Consider the following 17455-nt stretch of genomic DNA (forward strand, 5'->3'; position numbering starts at 1 on the left):
GAGAGGACCCCATGACCGACCCCATCTCCGGCACGATCCCCCCTTCCGGGGTGCAGACCGGAAGCACGACGCCTGCGACCGAGCGCAAGAAGAGTCTCGACTCCGAGGTGTTCCTGAAGCTGCTGGTGACCCAGCTCACCAACCAGGACCCCAGCTCGCCGATGAACACCAACGAGATGATCGCCCAGACCACGCAGCTGGCTTCCATGGAGCAGTTGACCGCCCTCACGGCGACCTCGACCGAGAGCTTCGCGCTCAGCATGCGCCAGACGGCGGCGGCGCTGATCGGTCACGAGGCGCAGTACGTCGACGAAGACGGGGTCACCCAGAAGGGCATCGTGTCGTCGGTCTCGTACGCGGGGGCCGTCCCCCTCGTGACCATCGGCGAGAAGTCGATCCCGCTCGACGCCGTGTCCGGCGTCAACCTCGTCACCCGTCCCCAGTCCTGACTAGTCCCCCTTCCAGAAAGGCATCACCATGCTCCGCTCTCTGTTCGCCGGAATCTCGGGTCTGCGTTCGCACCAGACCATGCTCGATGTCACGGGCAACAACATCGCCAACGTCAACACGACCGGATACAAGGCTTCGGCCGTGCAGTTCCAGGACTCGCTGTCGCAGCTCCTGCGCAACTCGATGATGCCGCAGCAGGCCGCCGGCGGTCAGAACCCCGCCCAGGTCGGTCTCGGGGTGCAGGTCGCCGGGATCAGCACCAACTTCGCCTCCGGGGCCCCGCAGCCCACGGGTGTGCCGACCGACCTCATGATCGCGGGCGACGGGTTCTTCGTGGTCCGCTCCGGCGGCGAGACCCTCTACACCCGCAACGGCGGCTTCTCGTTCGACGCGAGCGGCAAGCTCGTCTCCGCCGACGGGGCGCTGGTCCAGGGCTGGACCGCCCGCGGCGGAGCGATCGTCCCCGGCCAGGGCATCGGCGACATCACGCTGCCGGTCGGCGCGCTGAGCCCCGCGGCCGCGACCACCACGGCCCGCGTGACCGGCAACCTCCCCTCCGGTGCGGCCCTCGGCGAGACTCTCGTGCGCGACATCAAGACGTACGACGCGGAGGGCGCCGCCACCTCGCTGCGTCTGACCTTCACCCGCACGGCCACCGGATGGGACGTGACCGACCCGGCAGGCGCGCGGACCTCGCTCGCGTTCACCGACGGCGCCCAGACCGGAGCCTCATCGATCGTCTCCGCCGGCATCACGGTCGACCTGTCGGCGGTCACCGGGTTCGCCGACGTCAGCGACGTCGCCATCAAGGAGCAGAACGGCAAGCCGGCGGGCACCCTGAGCTCGTATGCCCTGACCAACGACGGCAGCCTCGTCGGCACGTTCAGCAACGGCGACACCGAGGTGCTGGCGCGCATCGCACTCGCGGGCTTCGTGAACCCCGGAGGGCTCGAGAAGGCCGGATCGTCGCAGTTCCGCCCGAGCGGCAACTCGGGCCAGCCGACCCTCGGACAGGCCGGCTCAGACGGCATGGGCGCGATCATCAGCGGCGCACTGGAGATGTCGAACGTCGACCTCTCGCAGGAGTTCACCAACCTCATCGTCGCGCAGCGCGGCTTCCAGGCGAACGCCCGCATCATCACGACCAGCGACGAGGTGCTCCAGGAGCTGACCAACCTCAAGCGCTGACCGGGCGAGATCCCGCGGAATCCGTTCCTGTGGGTGGCGACGATAACATCGCCACCCACAGGGATCGCCTGTCCGCAAGGCCCTGGAGTCATCGCTCGGAGAACGCGATCCTCGGGTCATGGCACACCCAGACGACATCAGACAACCCCTCGACCATCTCCCTCCCCTCGAGGAACGCGACAAGGCGATCGAGATCGAGGAACCTCACTACCCCACATCCGACGCGCCGACCGCCGCGTCCCAGGTGTCCCCTGACACCGCAGCCGAGCCCGACAAGCCGAACCGGCACGGGGCGGACAAGCTCCCCCCTTCTTCGCGCTGACCGAAGCCGGTCCCCTCCACCGGTACTGTCTTCTCAGGGAGAACGGAGCCGGGCATGGGTGGGGTCGACGCCGTCGGCATGATCGCCGAGATCCTGTCCTGGATCGGTCTCGGCATCGGACTCCCGCTGCTCGTCGTCGTGTGGATGGTGAAGCTGCACGACGGCTCCTGGCTGCCTCACGAGGTCGTCATCGTCGACGCCGAGGGCGGCAGGGCACGCGCTCGCTGGTTCGCCGCCGGCGACTTCCGGGAACGCCCGCTCCGCGCCGACGAGCACGTGCACCGGCAGGGACGCGACGAGGTCGACGCCTTCATCAGCGAGCGGCATCCCGACCTGATGCGGTTCGAACCCCGGCGACCCCTCCTGCATGCGTTCCAGGTGCTCGGCATCACGCTGACCGGCGTCGGGGCGGCCGCCGTCGTCCTGTCGATCGTGCTGCTCTTCGTCGGCTGACGGCCGCGGGCCGTCGCTCCCACTCTCAGGAATCCATCTCGGCCTGGATACCTCGTGCGCCCGCTGCTCGGACGCTCCGCACTCTCGTTACTGAGGTTTAGCACCCATGACCACGAGTAACGACGCAATCACTCGTGGTTAAGGGGGCGGCGAGCCGCTTCGCCGCCGACACCCGCCTCCGCGCTAACGCCTGGCCCTCTCCAGCCGACAGTCCCCTCCGACAGCCCAGGACGGGCCGTCGGGTCCGCGCTCCTCGGAACGCGGACGGATCTTTCCAGGATGGAGCCCATGATCGTCCTCACGCGCCTGAACCGTTCGCGGTTCGCGGTGAATCCCGACCTGATCGAACGTGTCCAGGCCACGCCGGACACGACGCTCATCATGGTCGACGGCGCGACCTTCGTCGTCACCGAGACGATGGACGACGTGATCGCCGAGATCACCCGCTTCCGCGCCGGAGTGCTGGCCACCGCGGCCGCCCTGATCGCCGGAGCCGGCTCGGGTGCCGCATCGGCGCACCCCGAGGACGGTCGCTGATGGATCCGTCACTCATCCTCGGACTCGTCCTCGCCTTCGGCGCGCTGGTCGCCATGATCAACATCGAGGGCGCGACCGTCGGCTCCCTGCTCCTGCCCGCACCCATGGTGCTCGTGTTCGGCGCGACGATCGCGGTCGGCCTCGCGAGCGGCACCCTGCGCGATGCCCTCCACGCCGTCAAAGCGCTCCCGCGCGCCTTCCGCGGCGAGCGCCGTACGGCCTCGAGCATGATCGACACGGTCGTGGGCTACGCCGAGAAGGCCCGAGCGGAAGGGCTTCTCGCCCTGGAACAGGGCCTGGACGACGAGAAGGACCCGTTCCTGCGCCAGGCCCTGCAGAGCATCGCCGACGGCACGGATGCCGAAGACCTGCGGACGCTGCTGGAAGACGAGCTCACCTCGACCGCCGCGCGCAACCGCACCGCCTCGCGGTTCTACATGACCCTCGGCGGATTCGCGCCAACGGTCGGCATCATCGGCACGGTCGTCTCGCTCACGCACGTGCTGGAGAAGCTCGACAAGCCCGACACGCTCGGACCGATGATCGCGGCGGCGTTCGTGGCGACGCTGTGGGGTCTGCTCTCGGCCAACTTCATCTGGCTGCCCATCGGCGGAAGGCTGCAGCGACTCGGCGAGCTCGAGCTCGAACGCATGACCGTGCTCATGGAGGGCATGCTGGCGGTCCAGGCCGGGGCTCCGCCGCAGTTCGTGGGCGAGCGGCTGCGGGCACTCGTCGCCGAGCGCCCTTCGAAACGCTCCGGCCGCGGCACCAAGGATCGCGCCGCGCAGGAGACGGAGCCGGAGTCCGCTCCATGAGCGTGCGCGCGCGTCGCCGGATTCCGCACGAAGAGCACAGCGGGCCGGATGAGCGCTGGATGGCGTCGTACCTCGACATGGTCACCGTGCTGATGTGCATGTTCATCGTGCTGTTCGCGATGTCGACCGTCGACCAGGAGAAGTTCGAGGCGCTCAGCGCATCCCTCGCCACGGGGTTCGGCCAGGAGCCGTCGGAAGACGTCGATGCCGTGACGGGCGTGGTGGTGCCGCCGGAACTGGTCGACGAGAACGGCGACGACTTCGCCGACGTGAACCTGGCGGCTGCGCAGAACGAGTTCAGCGAGCTCTCCGCGCTCCGGGAACGCCTGCGCCAGGTGCTCTCCCAGAACGGTCTCGAGGCCGACGTCACCTTCACGATCGACGAGCGCGGCCTCACGATCGGGCTCGTCAGCGCCGAGACGTTCTTCACCACGAACAGCACCGCTCTCAGCTCCACCGCGGTCCTGGTGCTCGACGCCCTCGGCTCGGTGCTCGTGACCGCGCCGAACGAGATCTCGGTCGAGGGACACGCCGACGTGCGCGGCTCTGTGGCGCCGTACCCCACCAACTGGGAGCTGTCGGCCGGCCGCTCGACACAGGTGCTGCGACACCTCGTCGAGTCGTCCGGTCTCCCGCCAGCGCACCTGAAGTCAGTCGGCTTCGGCGACACGCGGCCCGTCGCAGCCGGCGATTCCTCCGAGGCCCTCGCCCAGAACCGACGGGTCGACATCGTGGTCCTCTCGGACGCCGACGAGGAGGTGCGAGCGCTCATCCCCGAAGCACAGGCGGGACAGCCGTCCTCCTGACCCGCCCAGCACCTAACGCACGCCGCTCACCGCCCGATAGTCGGGTTCGTGGTGATCCAGGACAGCGTGCGCTCCGAGGTGCGCGCAGCGACGGCGACGAGAAGCCCCGAGGTCGACGTCTACGACTTCGGCCGCTCGGCGACCCTCTCGCGCGAGCACACCCGCGCCCTGGAACTCGCGTTCGAGACCTTCTCCCGGCAGTGGTCGGCACAGCTCTCGGCGAAGATCCACGTGCGCGTGACCATCGCGGTCGAGCACGTCGGAATGCTGACCTACGGCGAGTACGCCCAATCGCTGCCCTCCACCACGACCATGATCGTGTGCGCCCTCCCCGATTCGGATGAGCGCCTCATCGTGCAGCTGCCCACCTCGGCGGCGACCACGTGGATCGTGCAGATGGTCGGCGGACGCGCATCCGCAGCCTCCGAGGACCGCACCTTCACCCCGATCGAGCAGGCGCTGATCCGCTCGCTCATCGTCGACGCCCTCGACCACCTCACCGGTGCGCTCGACGGGCTGCTGCCGAGCGGGGTCACGGTGAACGGAATCCAGTACAGCTCCCAGTTCGCCCAGGTCGCGGCATCGGGCGAGCCTGTCATCGTCGCGCGGTTCTCGATGCGCCTCGCGGGTCGGGCCGTGCCGGCGAGCGTGATGCTGCCGGCCTCCGTCCTCGCCGGATTCACCGCACGGACATCGGACGCCGATCGCACGGCTGCCCCTGGCCTGATCCGCAGCCAGGTCGAGGTGTCGCCCGTCGACCTCACGCTGCGACTCGCCTCCCGTGTGGTGCTCCCCCGCGAGGTGCTCGATCTCGCGGTGGGCGACATCGTGTCGTTCCCGCACTCCGCCGATCGCCCGCTGCTCCTCGCCGTGGGCGACCAGACCGTCGCCACCGCCGCCGTCGGCAGTGCCGGTGCGCGTCTGGCGTGCGTCGTCACCTCCACCGTCCCCGATCCTGCCGTCGCCGAGGAGTCCGCGTGACCAGCACCACCACCTACGAGTCCGCTGTCGCCGCCGCCTTCGCGGCGAAGCTGCCGACCGCGGTTCCCACCAGGGCGCTTCCCTCCGAGGTCTCGGGAGACACCGGCGACGCCGTGATCGTGCGGTTCGTCGGCGAGGCGAGCGCACAGCTCGCCGTGCAGCTGTTCGACCCCGAGAGCCTGGTCGACGGGCTCGGCTCCGCGCCGCTGGCGGATCGGCTGCGCTACGCCCTCGAGGCCTCCGCGAGCACTCTGGGCGCCGGCGCTCTCGGTGAGGCAACGGTGGGCGATGCCTCTCCCCTGTTCGCCGACCCCGCCGCCCAGCTCTTCGACCTGCAGGACGACACGGGTCGCACGATCGGCCGACTCTCGGTGATCGTCACGCACGCTCCGGCCAGGGGTGCACGCTCCTCGCACCGCCTGCACCGCATCGCCGGGGTCGAGATGGAGCTCACAGTCGAGATCGGTCGCACCAGGATGGCCGTTCGCGATGTGCTCGACCTCGAGCCGGGGCGCGTCGTCGAACTCGACCGCTCCGCCGGAGCACCCGCCGACATCAAGCTCAACGGCCGGGTCATAGCGCACGGCGAAGTGGTCGTGGTCGACCAGGACTACGCGGTCCGCATCACGCGCATCCTCGAGAACGTCGAGGCCTGATCCTGGACGACCTCCTGCTCGGCCTCCGGGTCGTGCTCTCGCTCGCCGCGGTGCTCGGGGTGCTCTGGTACCTCCAGCGCCGCGTCGCACGGACGCAGGCGCGCCGCCGCGACGGCGAGGCGATCACGGTGCTCGGGCGCCAGGGAGTCGGACCGAAAGCGCAGATCGTCGTGATCCAGACGGCGGACGCCCGCTACGTGCTCGGGGTCACCGAGCATGGCGTGAACGTCGTCGACCGCCTGCCCGTCAAGGAAGCGGCTCTCCCTGATGCGACCGCCCGCCCGTCGTGGTCGACCGGGTCGGACACGGCAGCCGATGCCGAGGAGTTCGACCGCATCCTCGCCGCGACCGCCCTGGCGGAGTCGACTCCGCCGCACACGTCTCCGGCACCGCAACGACGCGTGCGGCACCGCAACGATCCGCTGCGCGGTTCCATCCTCTCCCCCGAAACCTGGCGGCAGACCGCCGAGGCCATCCGGCGCACGCGATGAGTGCCGCCCGTGGGGTCGTCGACGGCCGCGCGCTGCGACGCGTCGCGCTGATCCTCGCCCTCGCGCTCGCGCTGGCCGTCGTCCTGACGCTTCTCTCCAGCACGGCGGCCCACGCCGAGGTGACCCCGGACGATCCGGGCGAGGGCGTCACGATCGACATCAACGGCGTCGACGGTGGTCCGTCCGGATCGATCCTCACCCTGCTGGGCATCACACTGCTGTCGGTCGCCCCTGCGCTGCTGCTGATGATGTCGTCGTTCACGAAGATCTTCGTGGTGCTGGCGATGACCAGGAACGCGCTGTCGCTGCCGACCATCCCGCCGAACCAGGTGCTCGCGGGACTCTCGCTCTTCCTGTCGCTGTTCATCATGTGGCCGGTGCTCACCGAGATCAACACGGTCGCCGTGCAGCCGTATATCGACGGCAGCCTCACGTTCACGCAGGCGATCGACGTCGGTCAGCTCCCCCTGCAGGAGTGGATGCTGCGCTTCACGCGCGAGGAGGATCTCGCCCTCATGACCCGGATGGCGGGTCAGCCGAATCCTGAGGACGCATCGAGCGTGCCGATGTACACGCTCATCCCGGCGTTCATGATCTCCGAGCTCCGGGCGGCGTTCATCATCGGCTTCGTGATCTTCGTGCCGTTCCTCGTGATCGACCTGGTGGTCGCGGCGGCGCTCATGTCGATGGGCATGATGATGCTCCCGCCCGTCATGATCTCGCTGCCGTTCAAGATCCTGCTCTTCATCCTCGTCGACGGGTGGGGGCTCATCATCCGCGCCCTGCTGGAGAGCTACGGAGGTGTCGGATGAGCCCGGAGGCCGTGATCGACATCGGCATGCAGGGGTTGATCATCGCCGCCAAGCTCGCCGCGCCCGTCCTGGTCACCGCACTCGTGGTGGGCTTCGCGATCTCGCTGCTGCAGTCCATCACCCAGGTGCAGGAGGTGACGCTCTCCTTCGTGCCGAAGATCGTCGCCGTCGGCATCGCACTGCTCATCGCGGGCAACTGGATGATCGCGGAGATGATCGCGTTCACGAACGAGATGTTCGCCCGCATCCCGTCCCTGCTGAGCGGCTGACGACGTGTACATCCCGATCGACTTCGCCTGGCTGGAGGCCACGATGCTCGCCGCCGTGCGCATCACGGCGTTCATCATCATCGCGCCGCCGTTCTCCTATGGTGCGATCCCGGCACGGGTGAAGGCGATGCTCGCGATCGGCCTCTCGCTCGCCGTCGGCACGGCGGTCGCCCCCGGGTACGAGAACCTCGACACCGGGCCGTTCCTCGGGGCTCTCGTGCTGCAGCTGGTGACCGGAGCCCTCCTCGGCTTCCTCGTGCTGCTGTGCTTCTCGGCGCTCCAAGCCGCCGGCAGCCTGATCGACGTGTTCGGCGGATTCCAGCTGGCGCAGGCGTTCGACCCGCACTCGATGGTGAACGGCGCGCAGTTCACCCGACTCTTCCACCTGACCGCGCTGACGCTGCTCTTCGCGTCCGGCGGGTATCAGCTGATCCTCGCCGGGCTCGCCCGCAGCTTCCAGGCCGTGCCGGTCGACGGGGTGTTCACGGTCGCGGGACCGGCAGAGCTCCTCGTCGACGGGGTGTCGCAGATGGTGCTCGCGGCGGTGCAGATCGCGGGGCCTCTGGCGCTCGTGCTGTTCCTCGCCGATGTCGGGCTGGGGCTGATCACGCGCGTGGCACCGGCGCTCAACGCCTTCGCGATGGGCTTCCCGGTGAAGATCCTGCTGACCCTCCTGCTCGCCGGAGCCGTGTACATCGCCCTTCCCGGCATCGTCGACGCGCTCGCCACCCAGGCCCTGAGGATGATGCAGGGGGTGCAGGAGTGAGCGGCACCGACACCGGCGAGCGCAGCGAGAAGGCGACCGACAAGCACCTGCGCGAAGCCCGCAAGAAGGGGCGCCTGTCGCGCAGCCAGGACCTCACGGCGTGGCTGGGGATCGGTGCGGCCGCGGTCACGATGCCGGCCGCCATCGCCCTCGGCGCCTCCGCAGGAACCGAGCAGCTCCTCACACTGACGTCGCTGGTCGAGGCGCCCACCCCCGAGGCGGCACTCACGGCGCTCGGGCGTGGCCTTGCCTCCGTGCTGCCGACCCTCACGGTGATGCTGGCCGCGGTCGCCGTCGTCACCCTGATCGGGGCGGTGATCCAGGGCGGCGTGCACCTGCGTCCGCTCACCGGCCGGTTCGAGCAGTTCAACCTCGTCACGGGCGCGCGCCGGGTGTTCGGCATGCAGGCGCTGTGGGAAGGCGCCAAGGCCCTGCTGAAGACGGCCGCGATCGGCATCGCGCTCTGGCTCGTGATCGCGAACCTGATGCCCGTGCTCACCGCCAGCGGGGCGCACTCGATCTCGCGACTGCTCGGCACCGCGAGCGAGGGCACGACCGCCCTGCTGCAGACCGCGATCGCCGTCGGACTCGTGCTCGCCGCGATCGACATGTTCGTGGTGATGCGCCGCAACCGCAAGCACACGCGCATGACGAAGCGCGAGATCCGCGACGAGAGCAAGAAGTCGGAGGGCGACCCCCTGATCCGCCAGCAGCGACGCTCTCGTCAGCTCGCGGTCAGCCGGAACCGCATGATCGCGGCGGTCGCCGGTTCGGATGTCGTGCTCGTGAACCCCACGCACATCGCCGTCGCTCTGCGATATGAGGCGGGGCGGGCCGCCCCCAAGGTGGTCGCGAAGGGCAGCGGCGTGATCGCGGAGCGCATCCGCGACGAGGCCGTGCGCGCCGGTGTGCCGCTCGTGCGCGAGATCACCCTCGCGCGCGCCCTGCACGCCGCCTGCGAGCTGGGGCAGGAGATCCCCGAAGACCTGTACAACGCCGTGGCCCGCGTCCTCGTGTTCGTCGACTCGCTGCGACGACGCGGTGCCGCCCGCGGCATCCACTCCCTTCCCTACCGGAGGACCGCATGAGACAGCTCCTCGTCAAGCTCATGGTGCCGATCGGAGTCGTGGGCATCATCATGCTGCTCGTCGTCCCGGTGCCGCCGTTCCTGCTCGACATCCTGATCATCCTGAACATCATGTTCGCGCTCGTGATCCTGCTCACCTCGATGTTCGTGAAGAAGCCGCTCGACTTCTCGGTGTTCCCCTCGCTGCTCCTGGTGGCGACGCTGTTCCGCCTCGGGCTGAACGTGGCGTCGACCCGACTGGTCCTCGGCGAGGCGTATGCGGGGCAGGTCATCGAGGCGTTCGGCGCGATCGCGGTCGGCGGCTCCCTCATCATCGGCGCCGTCGTCTTCCTGATCCTCGTCGTGATCCAGTTCGTCGTGGTGACCAAGGGAGCGGAGCGCGTCGCCGAGGTGGGCGCGAGATTCACGCTCGACGCGATGCCCGGCAAGCAGATGGCGATCGACGCCGACCTCAACGCCGGACTCATCACCGATGCGGAGGCCCGCGCGCGCAGGGCGGAGGTGGCCGCCGAGGCGGACTTCTACGGCGCCATGGACGGTGCGTCGAAGTTCGTGAAGGGCGACGCGATCGCCGGTCTGGTGATCATCATCATCAACGTCGTCGGCGGCATCGCGATCGGACTCGTGCAGCACGGCATGACGATCGACGAAGCGGTGAGCACCTACAGCCTCCTGACGATCGGCGACGGACTGGTCACCCAGATCCCGGCACTGCTGATGGCCGTCTCCACGGGCATGATCGTGACCCGCTCGACGGCAGAGGCCGAGATGGGATCGGCCGCCTCGGCGCAGCTCGGGCAGTCCCGCAACGCGCTCCTCATCGCCGGATGCGCCGCGATCGTGATGTCGCTCATCCCGCACATGCCCATGCTCCCCTTCGTGGCGATCGGGGCGGGTCTCCTGCTCATCGCGCAGCGCATCAAGGCGACGAGGAAGCGCGAGGAGGCGGCCGCCGCGCAGACGCCCGTCCCTGCCGCCGCGGATCAGCCGGAGGAGCTCATCGAGAAGATGCGGGTGCATCCGCTCGAGATCCTCCTCTCCCCCGACATCGTCGATCTGGTCACGGGAGGACCCGACGATCTGCTGGCGCGGGTGAAGGCCCTCCGCCGCCGCGTCGCCCTCGACCTCGGGCTGATCACTCCGCCGGTGCGCACACGCGACAGCATCGAGCTCGCGCAGGCGACGTACGTCATCCGCATCGCAGGCGTGGAGACCGGCAGGGGAACGGCCCCCGTTGGGTCCGTACTCGCTCTCGGGCAGGGTCTGGATGCCCTCCCCGGTACCGCGACCCTCGACCCGGTGTTCGGCCTCGAGGGCAAGTGGATACCCCTCGAGATGCGTCACAGCGCCGAGTTCGCCGGAGCCACCGTGATCGACCGAGCCAGCGTGATCATCACTCACCTGTCGAGCGTGATCCATGCACATGCCGCCCGGTTGCTGAGCCGGGAAGACGTGCGCCAGCTCACGGATGCCCTCAAGCAGGCCTCGCCTGCCGCCGTCGAAGAGCTCACCCCCGCACTGCTGTCCTTGGCCGAGATCCAGCGGGTGCTGCAGGGGCTGCTCGCCGAGCGGGTGCCCATCAACGACCTCACCCGGATCTACGAGGCACTCGCGCTGCGTGCCCGAACAAGCACCGACCCGGAAGGACTCATCGAAGCGGCTCGCGCGGCACTCGGTCCTGCGATCGCCGCACGCTTCGCGGATGCCGGCACGCTGCGGGTCGTGATGATCGCCCCGCTCCTCGAGCAGGCGATGCTCGAGAGCCTGCGCCCCGGCGACGAGGGGTCGCAGATCGTGTTCGATCCACAGCGCATGGAGACGGTGGTCGAGTCTGTCAAGCAGGCCGTCTCGTCGGTGCGGGAAGGTGGCGAGCCCGTGCTGGTTTGCGCCCCCTCGCTGCGCCCCGCCGTGCGCAGGCTGGTGTCGGCGCAGACCGACGGCCTGCCGGTGCTGTCGTACACGGAGGCGACCGCCGCCGCGCTCTCGATCGAGACGGTCGGCGTCGTGCGAGACGCACCGCAGGCAGCGGTCGGCGCCACCGCCACGGCAGTAGGCTGAACGAATGCTGGTGTTGACGAGGCGGATCGGTGAGAGCGTGCGCATCGACGGCGACATCGAGATCACGCTGCTCGAGATCAAGGGCGACAGTGTGCGCATCGGCGTGAAGGCGCCGCGCGAGACGCGCATCCAGCGCACCGAGATCATCGAGGCCGTGGTCGCCGAGAACGTCTCGGCGGCCGCCGAGACCGGACCGGCCGCCGAGACCGCCATCCTCGCCGCCCTCGCCAAGGGCCGCGAGTCCCGCGGCGCCTAGACGGCCACGTCGCGATGCCGGGGGCAGCTCACAGCGTGAGCACCTCCCGCTTGACCGCCGTCGAGTTCATGACGGCGAGGAGCGACGCGGTGAGGACCGACCGGTCTTTGCCGGCCGCCCACCCGGTGCGTGAGCCGTGGCGGTATTCGATGAGCGTGATCGCTTCGCTGTCGCTCCCGGCGCTCGTACTGGTCTGATGCAGACTCAGGATCTCGGTCGCGAACCCGCGCAGCGCGAGCGCTTCGGTGAGGGCTTCGACGGGACCGACGGCTTGGTGACGGGTCGTGCTCTCGGTCCCGCCGGCGCGGAGCGTGATGGTGGTGTCCCGGCTGGTCGTGTCGAAGCCCACGAGCTCCAACTCACTGTCGCTCTCGTCGCCGAGGTAGGTGGCGCGGAAGATCTCCCAGAGCTGGGCGGCGGTGACTTCGCCGCCTCTCTCGTCGGTGTGCTGCTGCACGTGTCGGGCGAAGTCGATCTGCAGGCGGCGGGGCAGTTCGATGCCGTACTCGGTCTCCAGCAGGTAGGCGATGCCGCCCTTGCCGGATTGGGAGTTCACGCGGATCACGGCGTCGTAGCTGCGTCCGATGTCAGCCGGGTCGATCGGCAGGTACGGCACCCGCCACTCGATCTCCCGCTCCGAGCGGCCCTCGGCGGCGGCGCGGGCCCGATGTTCGGCGAAGCCCTTCTTGATCGCGTCCTGGTGTGTTCCGGAGAAGGCCGTGTGGACGAGGTCTCCGACATAGGGGTGACGGGGATGGATCTCGATGCGGTTGCAGTGCTCGACCGTGCGGCGGATCTCGTCGATGTCGGAGAAGTCGATCATCGGGTCGACGCCCTGCGCGTGAAGGTTCAGGGCCAGTGTGGCGAGGTCGACGTTCCCGGTGCGCTCTCCGTTGCCGAAGATGCACCCTTCGACGCGCTGCGCGCCGGCGAGGACGGCGAGCTCCGCGCACGCCACACCCGTGCCGCGGTCGTTGTGGGGGTGCACCGAGAGGATCACCGCGTCACGGCGGGCGAGATTCTTGTGCATGTACTCGATCTGGTCTGCGTAGACGTTCGGGGACGCGATCTCCACCGTCGCCGGGAGGTTCAGGATGACGGGACGCTCCGGGGTGGCGTCCCACAGCGCGGTCATCGTGTCGCAGACATCGAGGACGTAGTCGGGTTCCGTGAGGTTGAAGACCTCGGGTGAGAACTCGAATCGCACGTTCGGCAGCTCTCCGGCGAACTCGAGCACGTCGCGACCACCGGCGAGGATCAGTCGTTTCAGACCTTCCCGGTCGTGACCGAGGACCACGTCGCGCCAGGTGGGGGCGGTCGCGGTGTACATGTGGATGACCACGGGGTTGGGGATGCTCCGGATGGACTCCACGGTGCGCTGGATCAGGTCCCGCCGCGCCGGTGTGAAGACGACGACCGTGACGTCCTCTGGTGCGATGTCGGACTCCGCGATGAGGCGGACGAAGTCGTAGTCCGTCTGCGACGCCGAGGGGTAGCCGACCTCGATCTCCTTGTACCCCATCGCGACCATCAGCTCGAAGAAGCGCCGCTTGCGGCCCGGGTCCATCGGCTCCGCCAGCGCCTGGTTCCCGTCACGCAGATCCACCGGCACCCACAGCGGAGCCTGGGTCAACCGGTGAGACGGCCAGTCGCGGGCCGCGAGCGGGACAGGGACGCGCGTGTACACGTCACGGTAGCGCTGCGAAGGCATCTGCGAGTGCCTCTGCCTGTTCCACTCGGGCGCTTCTGCCGGGATCTCTCCTGCCGGGGTGGCGAGGGTGGGGAAGGTACTGCTGTGCATGGTCTGGTTCCTGTCCGAGTCGTTCAGCTGTGATCGACCGGCGCGCGTTGCGGCTCCACGTCGGGGAGCCGGTCTGGCTAGGCCCCGCCGTGGCGGCGAAGGAGGAGGAACCGAGAGGTGAGCACGGCTCGACGCTACCACAACTCCTCAGACAAGTAGAGAAGTCGGCCGAGATGAGAGAATGACCGCATGACGACCGTTCGCCGCGAATCCCTCGCCGAGCAGGCGGCGGAGATCCTCTTCGACCGCATCCGTGAAGGGGAATGGGAGGTCGGCGGAAAGCTGCCCGGCGAGACGACGCTCGCCCCGCAACTCGGCGTCGGAAGGTCCACCGCCAGGGAAGCCGTCCGCATCCTCGCCGGGCGCGGGATCCTGACCACCCGCCAAGGGGCCGGCGTGTTCGTCACCGCGACAGATGCCCCCGCGAACTGGACGACTGCGCTCCAGCGTGCCGACATCCTCGCGGTCATCGAGGCGCGGACGGCGGTCGAAGTCGAGGCAGCCGCGCTGGCCGCGGACCGTCGAACAGGCGGTGAGCTGAAGCTTCTCCGCGTGGCACTGGACGAACGAGGACGACACCGCGGCGACATCGACGACCACGTCGCGACCGACATGGCGTTCCATCGCCTCATCGTCGTGGCCGCGCACAGCCCGATCATGCTGGACCTCTTCGACGGCTTCGCGCCACGCAGTCACCACGCCATGGTCGACATGCTCCGCCTTCGCGGACAGTACGGCGACGAGGCCGACCACGGCACACACGAAGAGATCTATGAGGCGATCGCGTCACACGACCCGGCTGCCGCCGCACGGCTCACCCGCGCCCACCTCCGCGCGCTCCACGAGCACCTCGGCTGATACCGCCGTCGACCTTCGTCCGTCAGGCGCTCTGGAGATCGAGCACCGTCGCCCGCTTCCACTGATCGCCTCCGGCTGCACGCGCCCTGGCGGCCGCCCGTCCTGCGGCGGCGACGAGCGCGTCATAGTCGAACCCGACCACCGACGCCGTCGCCCAGCCGATGCTCGCCGAGGCTCGGATGCCGGTGACCGTGGCATCGCGGTCGATGGTCGAGATGCGGCTCAGGATCGCCCGCAGATGATGCCGCACCGATTCGTCACCGCCGCGGATCACGACGATCGCCCGCCCGTCTTCGACGCGGTCGGCGTCGGCCGAGGCGGGCAGAGCCTCGCGGATGTCCTCGTGGAAACGCTCGATGATGAGCGCGTAGGCCGCGCCCGTCGAGGCCTCCCGGAGGTCAGCGGGGTCGTCCAGACGGATGTCGAGGACCGACCAGGGCTGGTCGTTCTGCGATTCCGCCTTGCGGAGACGGCGCCGTGCGCGCTCGGCTGCGTCCCCGGCGTGGACCCGCTTCTCCTCGCCCCGCACCATGAGCACCAGCGTGAAGGCCGCGCAGGTGCTCACGACCAAGGTTCCGACCGCGTTCATCCCGCGCAGCGCACTCAACTGCGCGTCGGTGCCCGCGTCACCGGCGATGAGTGCGGACGCCGCACTGACGACGGCCACGATCACGAGCCCGCAGGAGGCGAGCGCGAGCGGGAGGACGATGTCGCGCACGGCGGCTCTGACGCGCAGCAGTTCGTACGCCACCAGACCCCCGTAGATCGCGCTGCCCAGGAAGACGACGTGGAAGGAGGGCAGGTACCACGATGTCTCCGCTGTCGCGACGAGCAGCGTCGGTGCGACGACCAGGAAGGGGATCACGGTCCACCACGACGCCCGCCGACCGAAGTGCATCCGCAGCCCGATCCACACCAACGGCTCGAAGCACAGCAGCAGTGCCGAGGCGGCGGCGCGCAGTGCCTGCTCCTGCGTCTGCTGCCCGGCGAGCCACAGGTACGCCCCGAGCATCCCCAGGCCGAAGGCCACACCCCACGTGACGGTCGCCCTGCTCGGACGTGCGAGCGTCGCGAGCCCCACGACCAGCGCGGTGAGCACGGTGACGACGGCGACCATGCTGGTGGTGATGTCGACGCTGACGGGGACGAGCGGGGTCATGCCCTGGCCTCTTTCACTCGGTGCTGCGGGAATCGCAGCGTCACCCGGGTGCCGAGCCCGACTTCGCTGGAGATGTCGATGCTGCCCTCGTGCGCGGAGACGATCTCACGGACGATGCCCATGCCGAGTCCGGTGCCGCTGATTCCGGCGCGGACGGCGCTGTCCGTCCGGAAATACGGCTCGAACACGCGAGGCAGGTCTTCCGGCGTCAGCCCGACGCCGTCGTCGATGATCGCGAGCTCGACGTGCCCGTCCGTCGACGTGTCGAGGTCGATGCGGATGTGCCCGCCCTGCGGTGTGTACTTGACCGCGTTGCTCAGCAGGTTGTCGAGCACCTGCCGCAGCCGGAACGCATCGCCGTAGATGACCAGGCTCTGCGCCCCTTCGATCAGGAGCTCCTGCCTGCTGCCGGAGACGAGCGGCGCATACGACGCAGCGGAGGCCTCCACGACATCCCGCAGATCCACGGGTTCGAACGGCTCCTGCACCGTGCGACCGTTCTGATCGAGGATGCTCGAGACCAGGTCCTGCATGCGCTCGCCGGCGTTCGCGATGATGTCGAGCTGCGCCGGCACACGCCCGGGGAGGTCATCGCGCTCGCGCAGCAGGTCGACGTGTCCGACGATCGCGGTGAGCGGGTTGCGCAGCTCGTGCGAGACGACGGCGGCGAGTGCACGCCGCTCCTCGTCCGCCTCGCGCAGCATCGTGACGTCGTCGATCACCAGGAGCGTGACGTCTTCGCCGCCTCCCGCCGTGGCCATGGGCTGCGTGCTCACCTCGAGCGCCCGCCACTGGCCTTTCCCGTCGAAGAGCCACACCTCCTCGGACTGGAGCTTCTCGCCGCTCGCCGCTCGCGCGATCGACGTGCGCGCGGGGGGAACGGCCGTGCCGCGCCTGGCGTCGTATTCGACACCGGCCGACGGGAGCGCGGCGCCGAAGCGATCCCGCCCGTAGAGAGCGCGATAGGCGTCATTCATCTGCAGGATGCGGCCTCCGGCGGAGACGACGACCAGGGCGACGCTGAGCGCGTCGACTATCTGGGTCACCCTCCGCTGGTTGGTCTCCGCCCGGTCCGCGGCGCGGTTCACCTGTTCGGACCGTCGCTGCAGGAGTCTGCGCGCGGCGCGCGAGCGCTGAGAGCCGATGCGCACGGTCACGCCGAGGAACCCCAGAGTGATCACGACGGTGAGAAGACGCAGGAGGATGTCGGCCGACGTGCCGCTCTGGTCGGCGAAAAGGACGAGGGTCGCGCTGATGAAGGCGATACCGCCGAGCACCCAGGGCATCGTGAAGTAGGTCGCCAGCCACACGACCGGGAACACCCAGAGGAACCCGAGTCGGATGTCGGGGGCGTTCGTCGTGAAGCCGACCGCGAGCGCGTCCAGCAGCGGCACCGCGGTCGCGAACACGTGGGGAAGTCGGTGCCATGGTACGGCGAGGGTGATCAGTGTCGTGACCACAACCAGTGCGATCCCGGCGACGATGAACGGGTTGGCGAAGGTCTGCGGCTTGAACGCCGTGATCATGACGACGATCGCCACGATGCTGCCGGTGAACACGAGTTGCCAGCGCCAGATCGACATGGTGCGGATCATCGACGCGTGCCCTCCCCCACGAAGCTCAGGTTTCCCGCAAGATTACTCAAAGATCGGGCAACCCCGCTCTTCAGGTGTCCCCGCCGCCCTAGCAT

Annotated in this window: 20 protein-coding genes; 17 read left to right on the top strand and 3 right to left on the bottom strand. The window is 69.1% G+C overall.

Annotated features, from left to right (window positions below):
- Window positions 1–11: 11 nt before the first annotated feature.
- The 16 genes from AB0E56_RS15840 (at window position 12) to csrA (ending at window position 11947) form a co-directional block, all read left to right on the top strand.
- The gene (locus tag AB0E56_RS15840) at window positions 12–449 is read left to right on the top strand and encodes a flagellar hook capping FlgD N-terminal domain-containing protein (protein ID WP_359800562.1); all 438 of its coding nucleotides are present in this window, start codon (window positions 12–14) and stop codon (window positions 447–449) included.
- A 28-nt stretch (window positions 450–477) separates the two neighbouring features.
- On the top strand, window positions 478–1638 hold the full coding sequence (locus AB0E56_RS15845; protein WP_359800565.1) for a flagellar hook protein FlgE: 1161 nt from the start codon (window positions 478–480) through the stop codon (window positions 1636–1638).
- A 118-nt stretch (window positions 1639–1756) separates the two neighbouring features.
- The gene (locus tag AB0E56_RS15850) at window positions 1757–1960 is read left to right on the top strand and encodes a hypothetical protein (protein WP_359800566.1); all 204 of its coding nucleotides are present in this window, start codon (window positions 1757–1759) and stop codon (window positions 1958–1960) included.
- A 54-nt stretch (window positions 1961–2014) separates the two neighbouring features.
- Window positions 2015–2413 carry a hypothetical protein gene (locus AB0E56_RS15855; protein ID WP_359800567.1) on the top strand — a complete coding sequence of 133 codons (399 nt, stop codon included), beginning with the start codon at window positions 2015–2017 and terminating at the stop codon, window positions 2411–2413.
- 288 nt (window positions 2414–2701) lie between these two features.
- Window positions 2702–2950: a flagellar FlbD family protein gene (locus tag AB0E56_RS15860; RefSeq protein ID WP_359800569.1), complete on the top strand. Its 249-nt coding sequence runs from the start codon at window positions 2702–2704 to the stop codon at window positions 2948–2950.
- Window positions 2950–3765, top strand: a complete 816-nt coding sequence (locus AB0E56_RS15865) for a MotA/TolQ/ExbB proton channel family protein (RefSeq protein WP_359800571.1) — start codon at window positions 2950–2952, stop codon at window positions 3763–3765. The genes AB0E56_RS15860 and AB0E56_RS15865 overlap by 1 nt, the downstream gene beginning before the upstream one ends.
- Window positions 3762–4571 carry a flagellar motor protein MotB gene (locus AB0E56_RS15870; RefSeq protein ID WP_183152097.1) on the top strand — a complete coding sequence of 270 codons (810 nt, stop codon included), beginning with the start codon at window positions 3762–3764 and terminating at the stop codon, window positions 4569–4571. The genes AB0E56_RS15865 and AB0E56_RS15870 overlap by 4 nt, the downstream gene beginning before the upstream one ends.
- A gap of 48 nt (window positions 4572–4619) precedes the next feature.
- Window positions 4620–5552 carry a flagellar motor switch protein FliM gene (locus AB0E56_RS15875; protein WP_359800574.1) on the top strand — a complete coding sequence of 311 codons (933 nt, stop codon included), beginning with the start codon at window positions 4620–4622 and terminating at the stop codon, window positions 5550–5552.
- Window positions 5549–6208, top strand: coding sequence for a flagellar motor switch protein FliN (gene fliN, locus AB0E56_RS15880; RefSeq protein ID WP_359800576.1), 660 nt, complete (start codon window positions 5549–5551; stop codon window positions 6206–6208). Before AB0E56_RS15875 ends, fliN begins: the two co-directional genes overlap by 4 nt.
- A gap of 32 nt (window positions 6209–6240) precedes the next feature.
- Window positions 6241–6699, top strand: coding sequence for a flagellar biosynthetic protein FliO (locus AB0E56_RS15885; RefSeq protein WP_359800578.1), 459 nt, complete (start codon window positions 6241–6243; stop codon window positions 6697–6699).
- A complete protein-coding gene (gene fliP / locus AB0E56_RS15890) occupies window positions 6696–7511 on the top strand; it encodes a flagellar type III secretion system pore protein FliP (RefSeq protein ID WP_359800579.1) in 816 nt (271 codons plus the stop codon). The genes AB0E56_RS15885 and fliP overlap by 4 nt, the downstream gene beginning before the upstream one ends.
- Window positions 7508–7780: a flagellar biosynthesis protein FliQ gene (gene fliQ, locus AB0E56_RS15895; protein ID WP_183152095.1), complete on the top strand. Its 273-nt coding sequence runs from the start codon at window positions 7508–7510 to the stop codon at window positions 7778–7780. The genes fliP and fliQ overlap by 4 nt, the downstream gene beginning before the upstream one ends.
- A 4-nt stretch (window positions 7781–7784) precedes the next feature.
- Window positions 7785–8546 carry a flagellar biosynthetic protein FliR gene (locus tag AB0E56_RS15900; protein WP_359800583.1) on the top strand — a complete coding sequence of 254 codons (762 nt, stop codon included), beginning with the start codon at window positions 7785–7787 and terminating at the stop codon, window positions 8544–8546.
- Window positions 8543–9634 (top strand): EscU/YscU/HrcU family type III secretion system export apparatus switch protein, encoded by a 1092-nt coding sequence (locus tag AB0E56_RS15905; RefSeq protein WP_359800584.1) that lies wholly within the window; start codon window positions 8543–8545, stop codon window positions 9632–9634. Before AB0E56_RS15900 ends, AB0E56_RS15905 begins: the two co-directional genes overlap by 4 nt.
- On the top strand, window positions 9631–11691 hold the full coding sequence (locus AB0E56_RS15910) for a flagellar biosynthesis protein FlhA (RefSeq protein WP_359800585.1): 2061 nt from the start codon (window positions 9631–9633) through the stop codon (window positions 11689–11691). Before AB0E56_RS15905 ends, AB0E56_RS15910 begins: the two co-directional genes overlap by 4 nt.
- Window positions 11692–11695: 4 nt before the next feature.
- Window positions 11696–11947: a carbon storage regulator CsrA gene (gene csrA, locus AB0E56_RS15915; RefSeq protein WP_359800587.1), complete on the top strand. Its 252-nt coding sequence runs from the start codon at window positions 11696–11698 to the stop codon at window positions 11945–11947.
- Window positions 11948–11975: 28 nt separating this feature from the next.
- On the opposite strand, the gene AB0E56_RS15920 is transcribed toward csrA, so the two are convergent.
- The gene (locus AB0E56_RS15920) at window positions 11976–13748 is read right to left on the bottom strand and encodes a 2-isopropylmalate synthase (protein WP_359800588.1); all 1773 of its coding nucleotides are present in this window, start codon (window positions 13746–13748) and stop codon (window positions 11976–11978) included.
- A 189-nt stretch (window positions 13749–13937) separates the two neighbouring features.
- On the opposite strand from AB0E56_RS15920, the gene AB0E56_RS15925 reads away from it, so the two are divergent.
- Window positions 13938–14606, top strand: a complete 669-nt coding sequence (locus tag AB0E56_RS15925) for an FCD domain-containing protein (RefSeq protein ID WP_359800590.1) — start codon at window positions 13938–13940, stop codon at window positions 14604–14606.
- A 22-nt stretch (window positions 14607–14628) separates the two neighbouring features.
- On the opposite strand, the gene AB0E56_RS15930 is transcribed toward AB0E56_RS15925, so the two are convergent.
- Both AB0E56_RS15930 and AB0E56_RS15935 read right to left on the bottom strand, forming a co-directional pair.
- On the bottom strand, window positions 14629–15765 hold the full coding sequence (locus AB0E56_RS15930; RefSeq protein ID WP_359800591.1) for a hypothetical protein: 1137 nt from the start codon (window positions 15763–15765) through the stop codon (window positions 14629–14631).
- On the bottom strand, window positions 15762–17360 hold the full coding sequence (locus AB0E56_RS15935; protein ID WP_359800593.1) for an ATP-binding protein: 1599 nt from the start codon (window positions 17358–17360) through the stop codon (window positions 15762–15764). Before AB0E56_RS15935 ends, AB0E56_RS15930 begins: the two co-directional genes overlap by 4 nt.
- Window positions 17361–17455: the final 95 nt, after the last annotated feature.

Source organism: Microbacterium sp. NPDC028030, from assembly GCF_040637855.1.
In the GTDB taxonomy this organism is placed as follows: Bacteria; Actinomycetota; Actinomycetes; order Actinomycetales; family Microbacteriaceae; genus Microbacterium.

Bases quoted from the DNA above. Each gene is read 5' to 3' on its own strand.
- AB0E56_RS15840 (WP_359800562.1), top strand. From the start codon at position 12: ATGACCGACCCCATCTCCGGCACGATCCCCCCTTCCGGGGTGCAGACC.
- AB0E56_RS15845 (WP_359800565.1), top strand. From the start codon at position 478: ATGCTCCGCTCTCTGTTCGCCGGAATCTCGGGTCTGCGTTCGCACCAG.
- AB0E56_RS15850 (WP_359800566.1), top strand. From the start codon at position 1,757: ATGGCACACCCAGACGACATCAGACAACCCCTCGACCATCTCCCTCCC.
- AB0E56_RS15855 (WP_359800567.1), top strand. From the start codon at position 2,015: ATGGGTGGGGTCGACGCCGTCGGCATGATCGCCGAGATCCTGTCCTGG.
- AB0E56_RS15860 (WP_359800569.1), top strand. From the start codon at position 2,702: ATGATCGTCCTCACGCGCCTGAACCGTTCGCGGTTCGCGGTGAATCCC.
- AB0E56_RS15865 (WP_359800571.1), top strand. From the start codon at position 2,950: ATGGATCCGTCACTCATCCTCGGACTCGTCCTCGCCTTCGGCGCGCTG.
- AB0E56_RS15870 (WP_183152097.1), top strand. From the start codon at position 3,762: ATGAGCGTGCGCGCGCGTCGCCGGATTCCGCACGAAGAGCACAGCGGG.
- fliP (WP_359800579.1), top strand. From the start codon at position 6,696: ATGAGTGCCGCCCGTGGGGTCGTCGACGGCCGCGCGCTGCGACGCGTC.
- fliQ (WP_183152095.1), top strand. From the start codon at position 7,508: ATGAGCCCGGAGGCCGTGATCGACATCGGCATGCAGGGGTTGATCATC.
- AB0E56_RS15910 (WP_359800585.1), top strand. From the start codon at position 9,631: ATGAGACAGCTCCTCGTCAAGCTCATGGTGCCGATCGGAGTCGTGGGC.
- csrA (WP_359800587.1), top strand. From the start codon at position 11,696: ATGCTGGTGTTGACGAGGCGGATCGGTGAGAGCGTGCGCATCGACGGC.
- AB0E56_RS15920 (WP_359800588.1), bottom strand. From the start codon at position 13,748: ATGCACAGCAGTACCTTCCCCACCCTCGCCACCCCGGCAGGAGAGATC.
- AB0E56_RS15925 (WP_359800590.1), top strand. From the start codon at position 13,938: ATGACGACCGTTCGCCGCGAATCCCTCGCCGAGCAGGCGGCGGAGATC.
- AB0E56_RS15930 (WP_359800591.1), bottom strand. From the start codon at position 15,765: ATGACCCCGCTCGTCCCCGTCAGCGTCGACATCACCACCAGCATGGTC.
- AB0E56_RS15935 (WP_359800593.1), bottom strand. From the start codon at position 17,360: ATGATCCGCACCATGTCGATCTGGCGCTGGCAACTCGTGTTCACCGGC.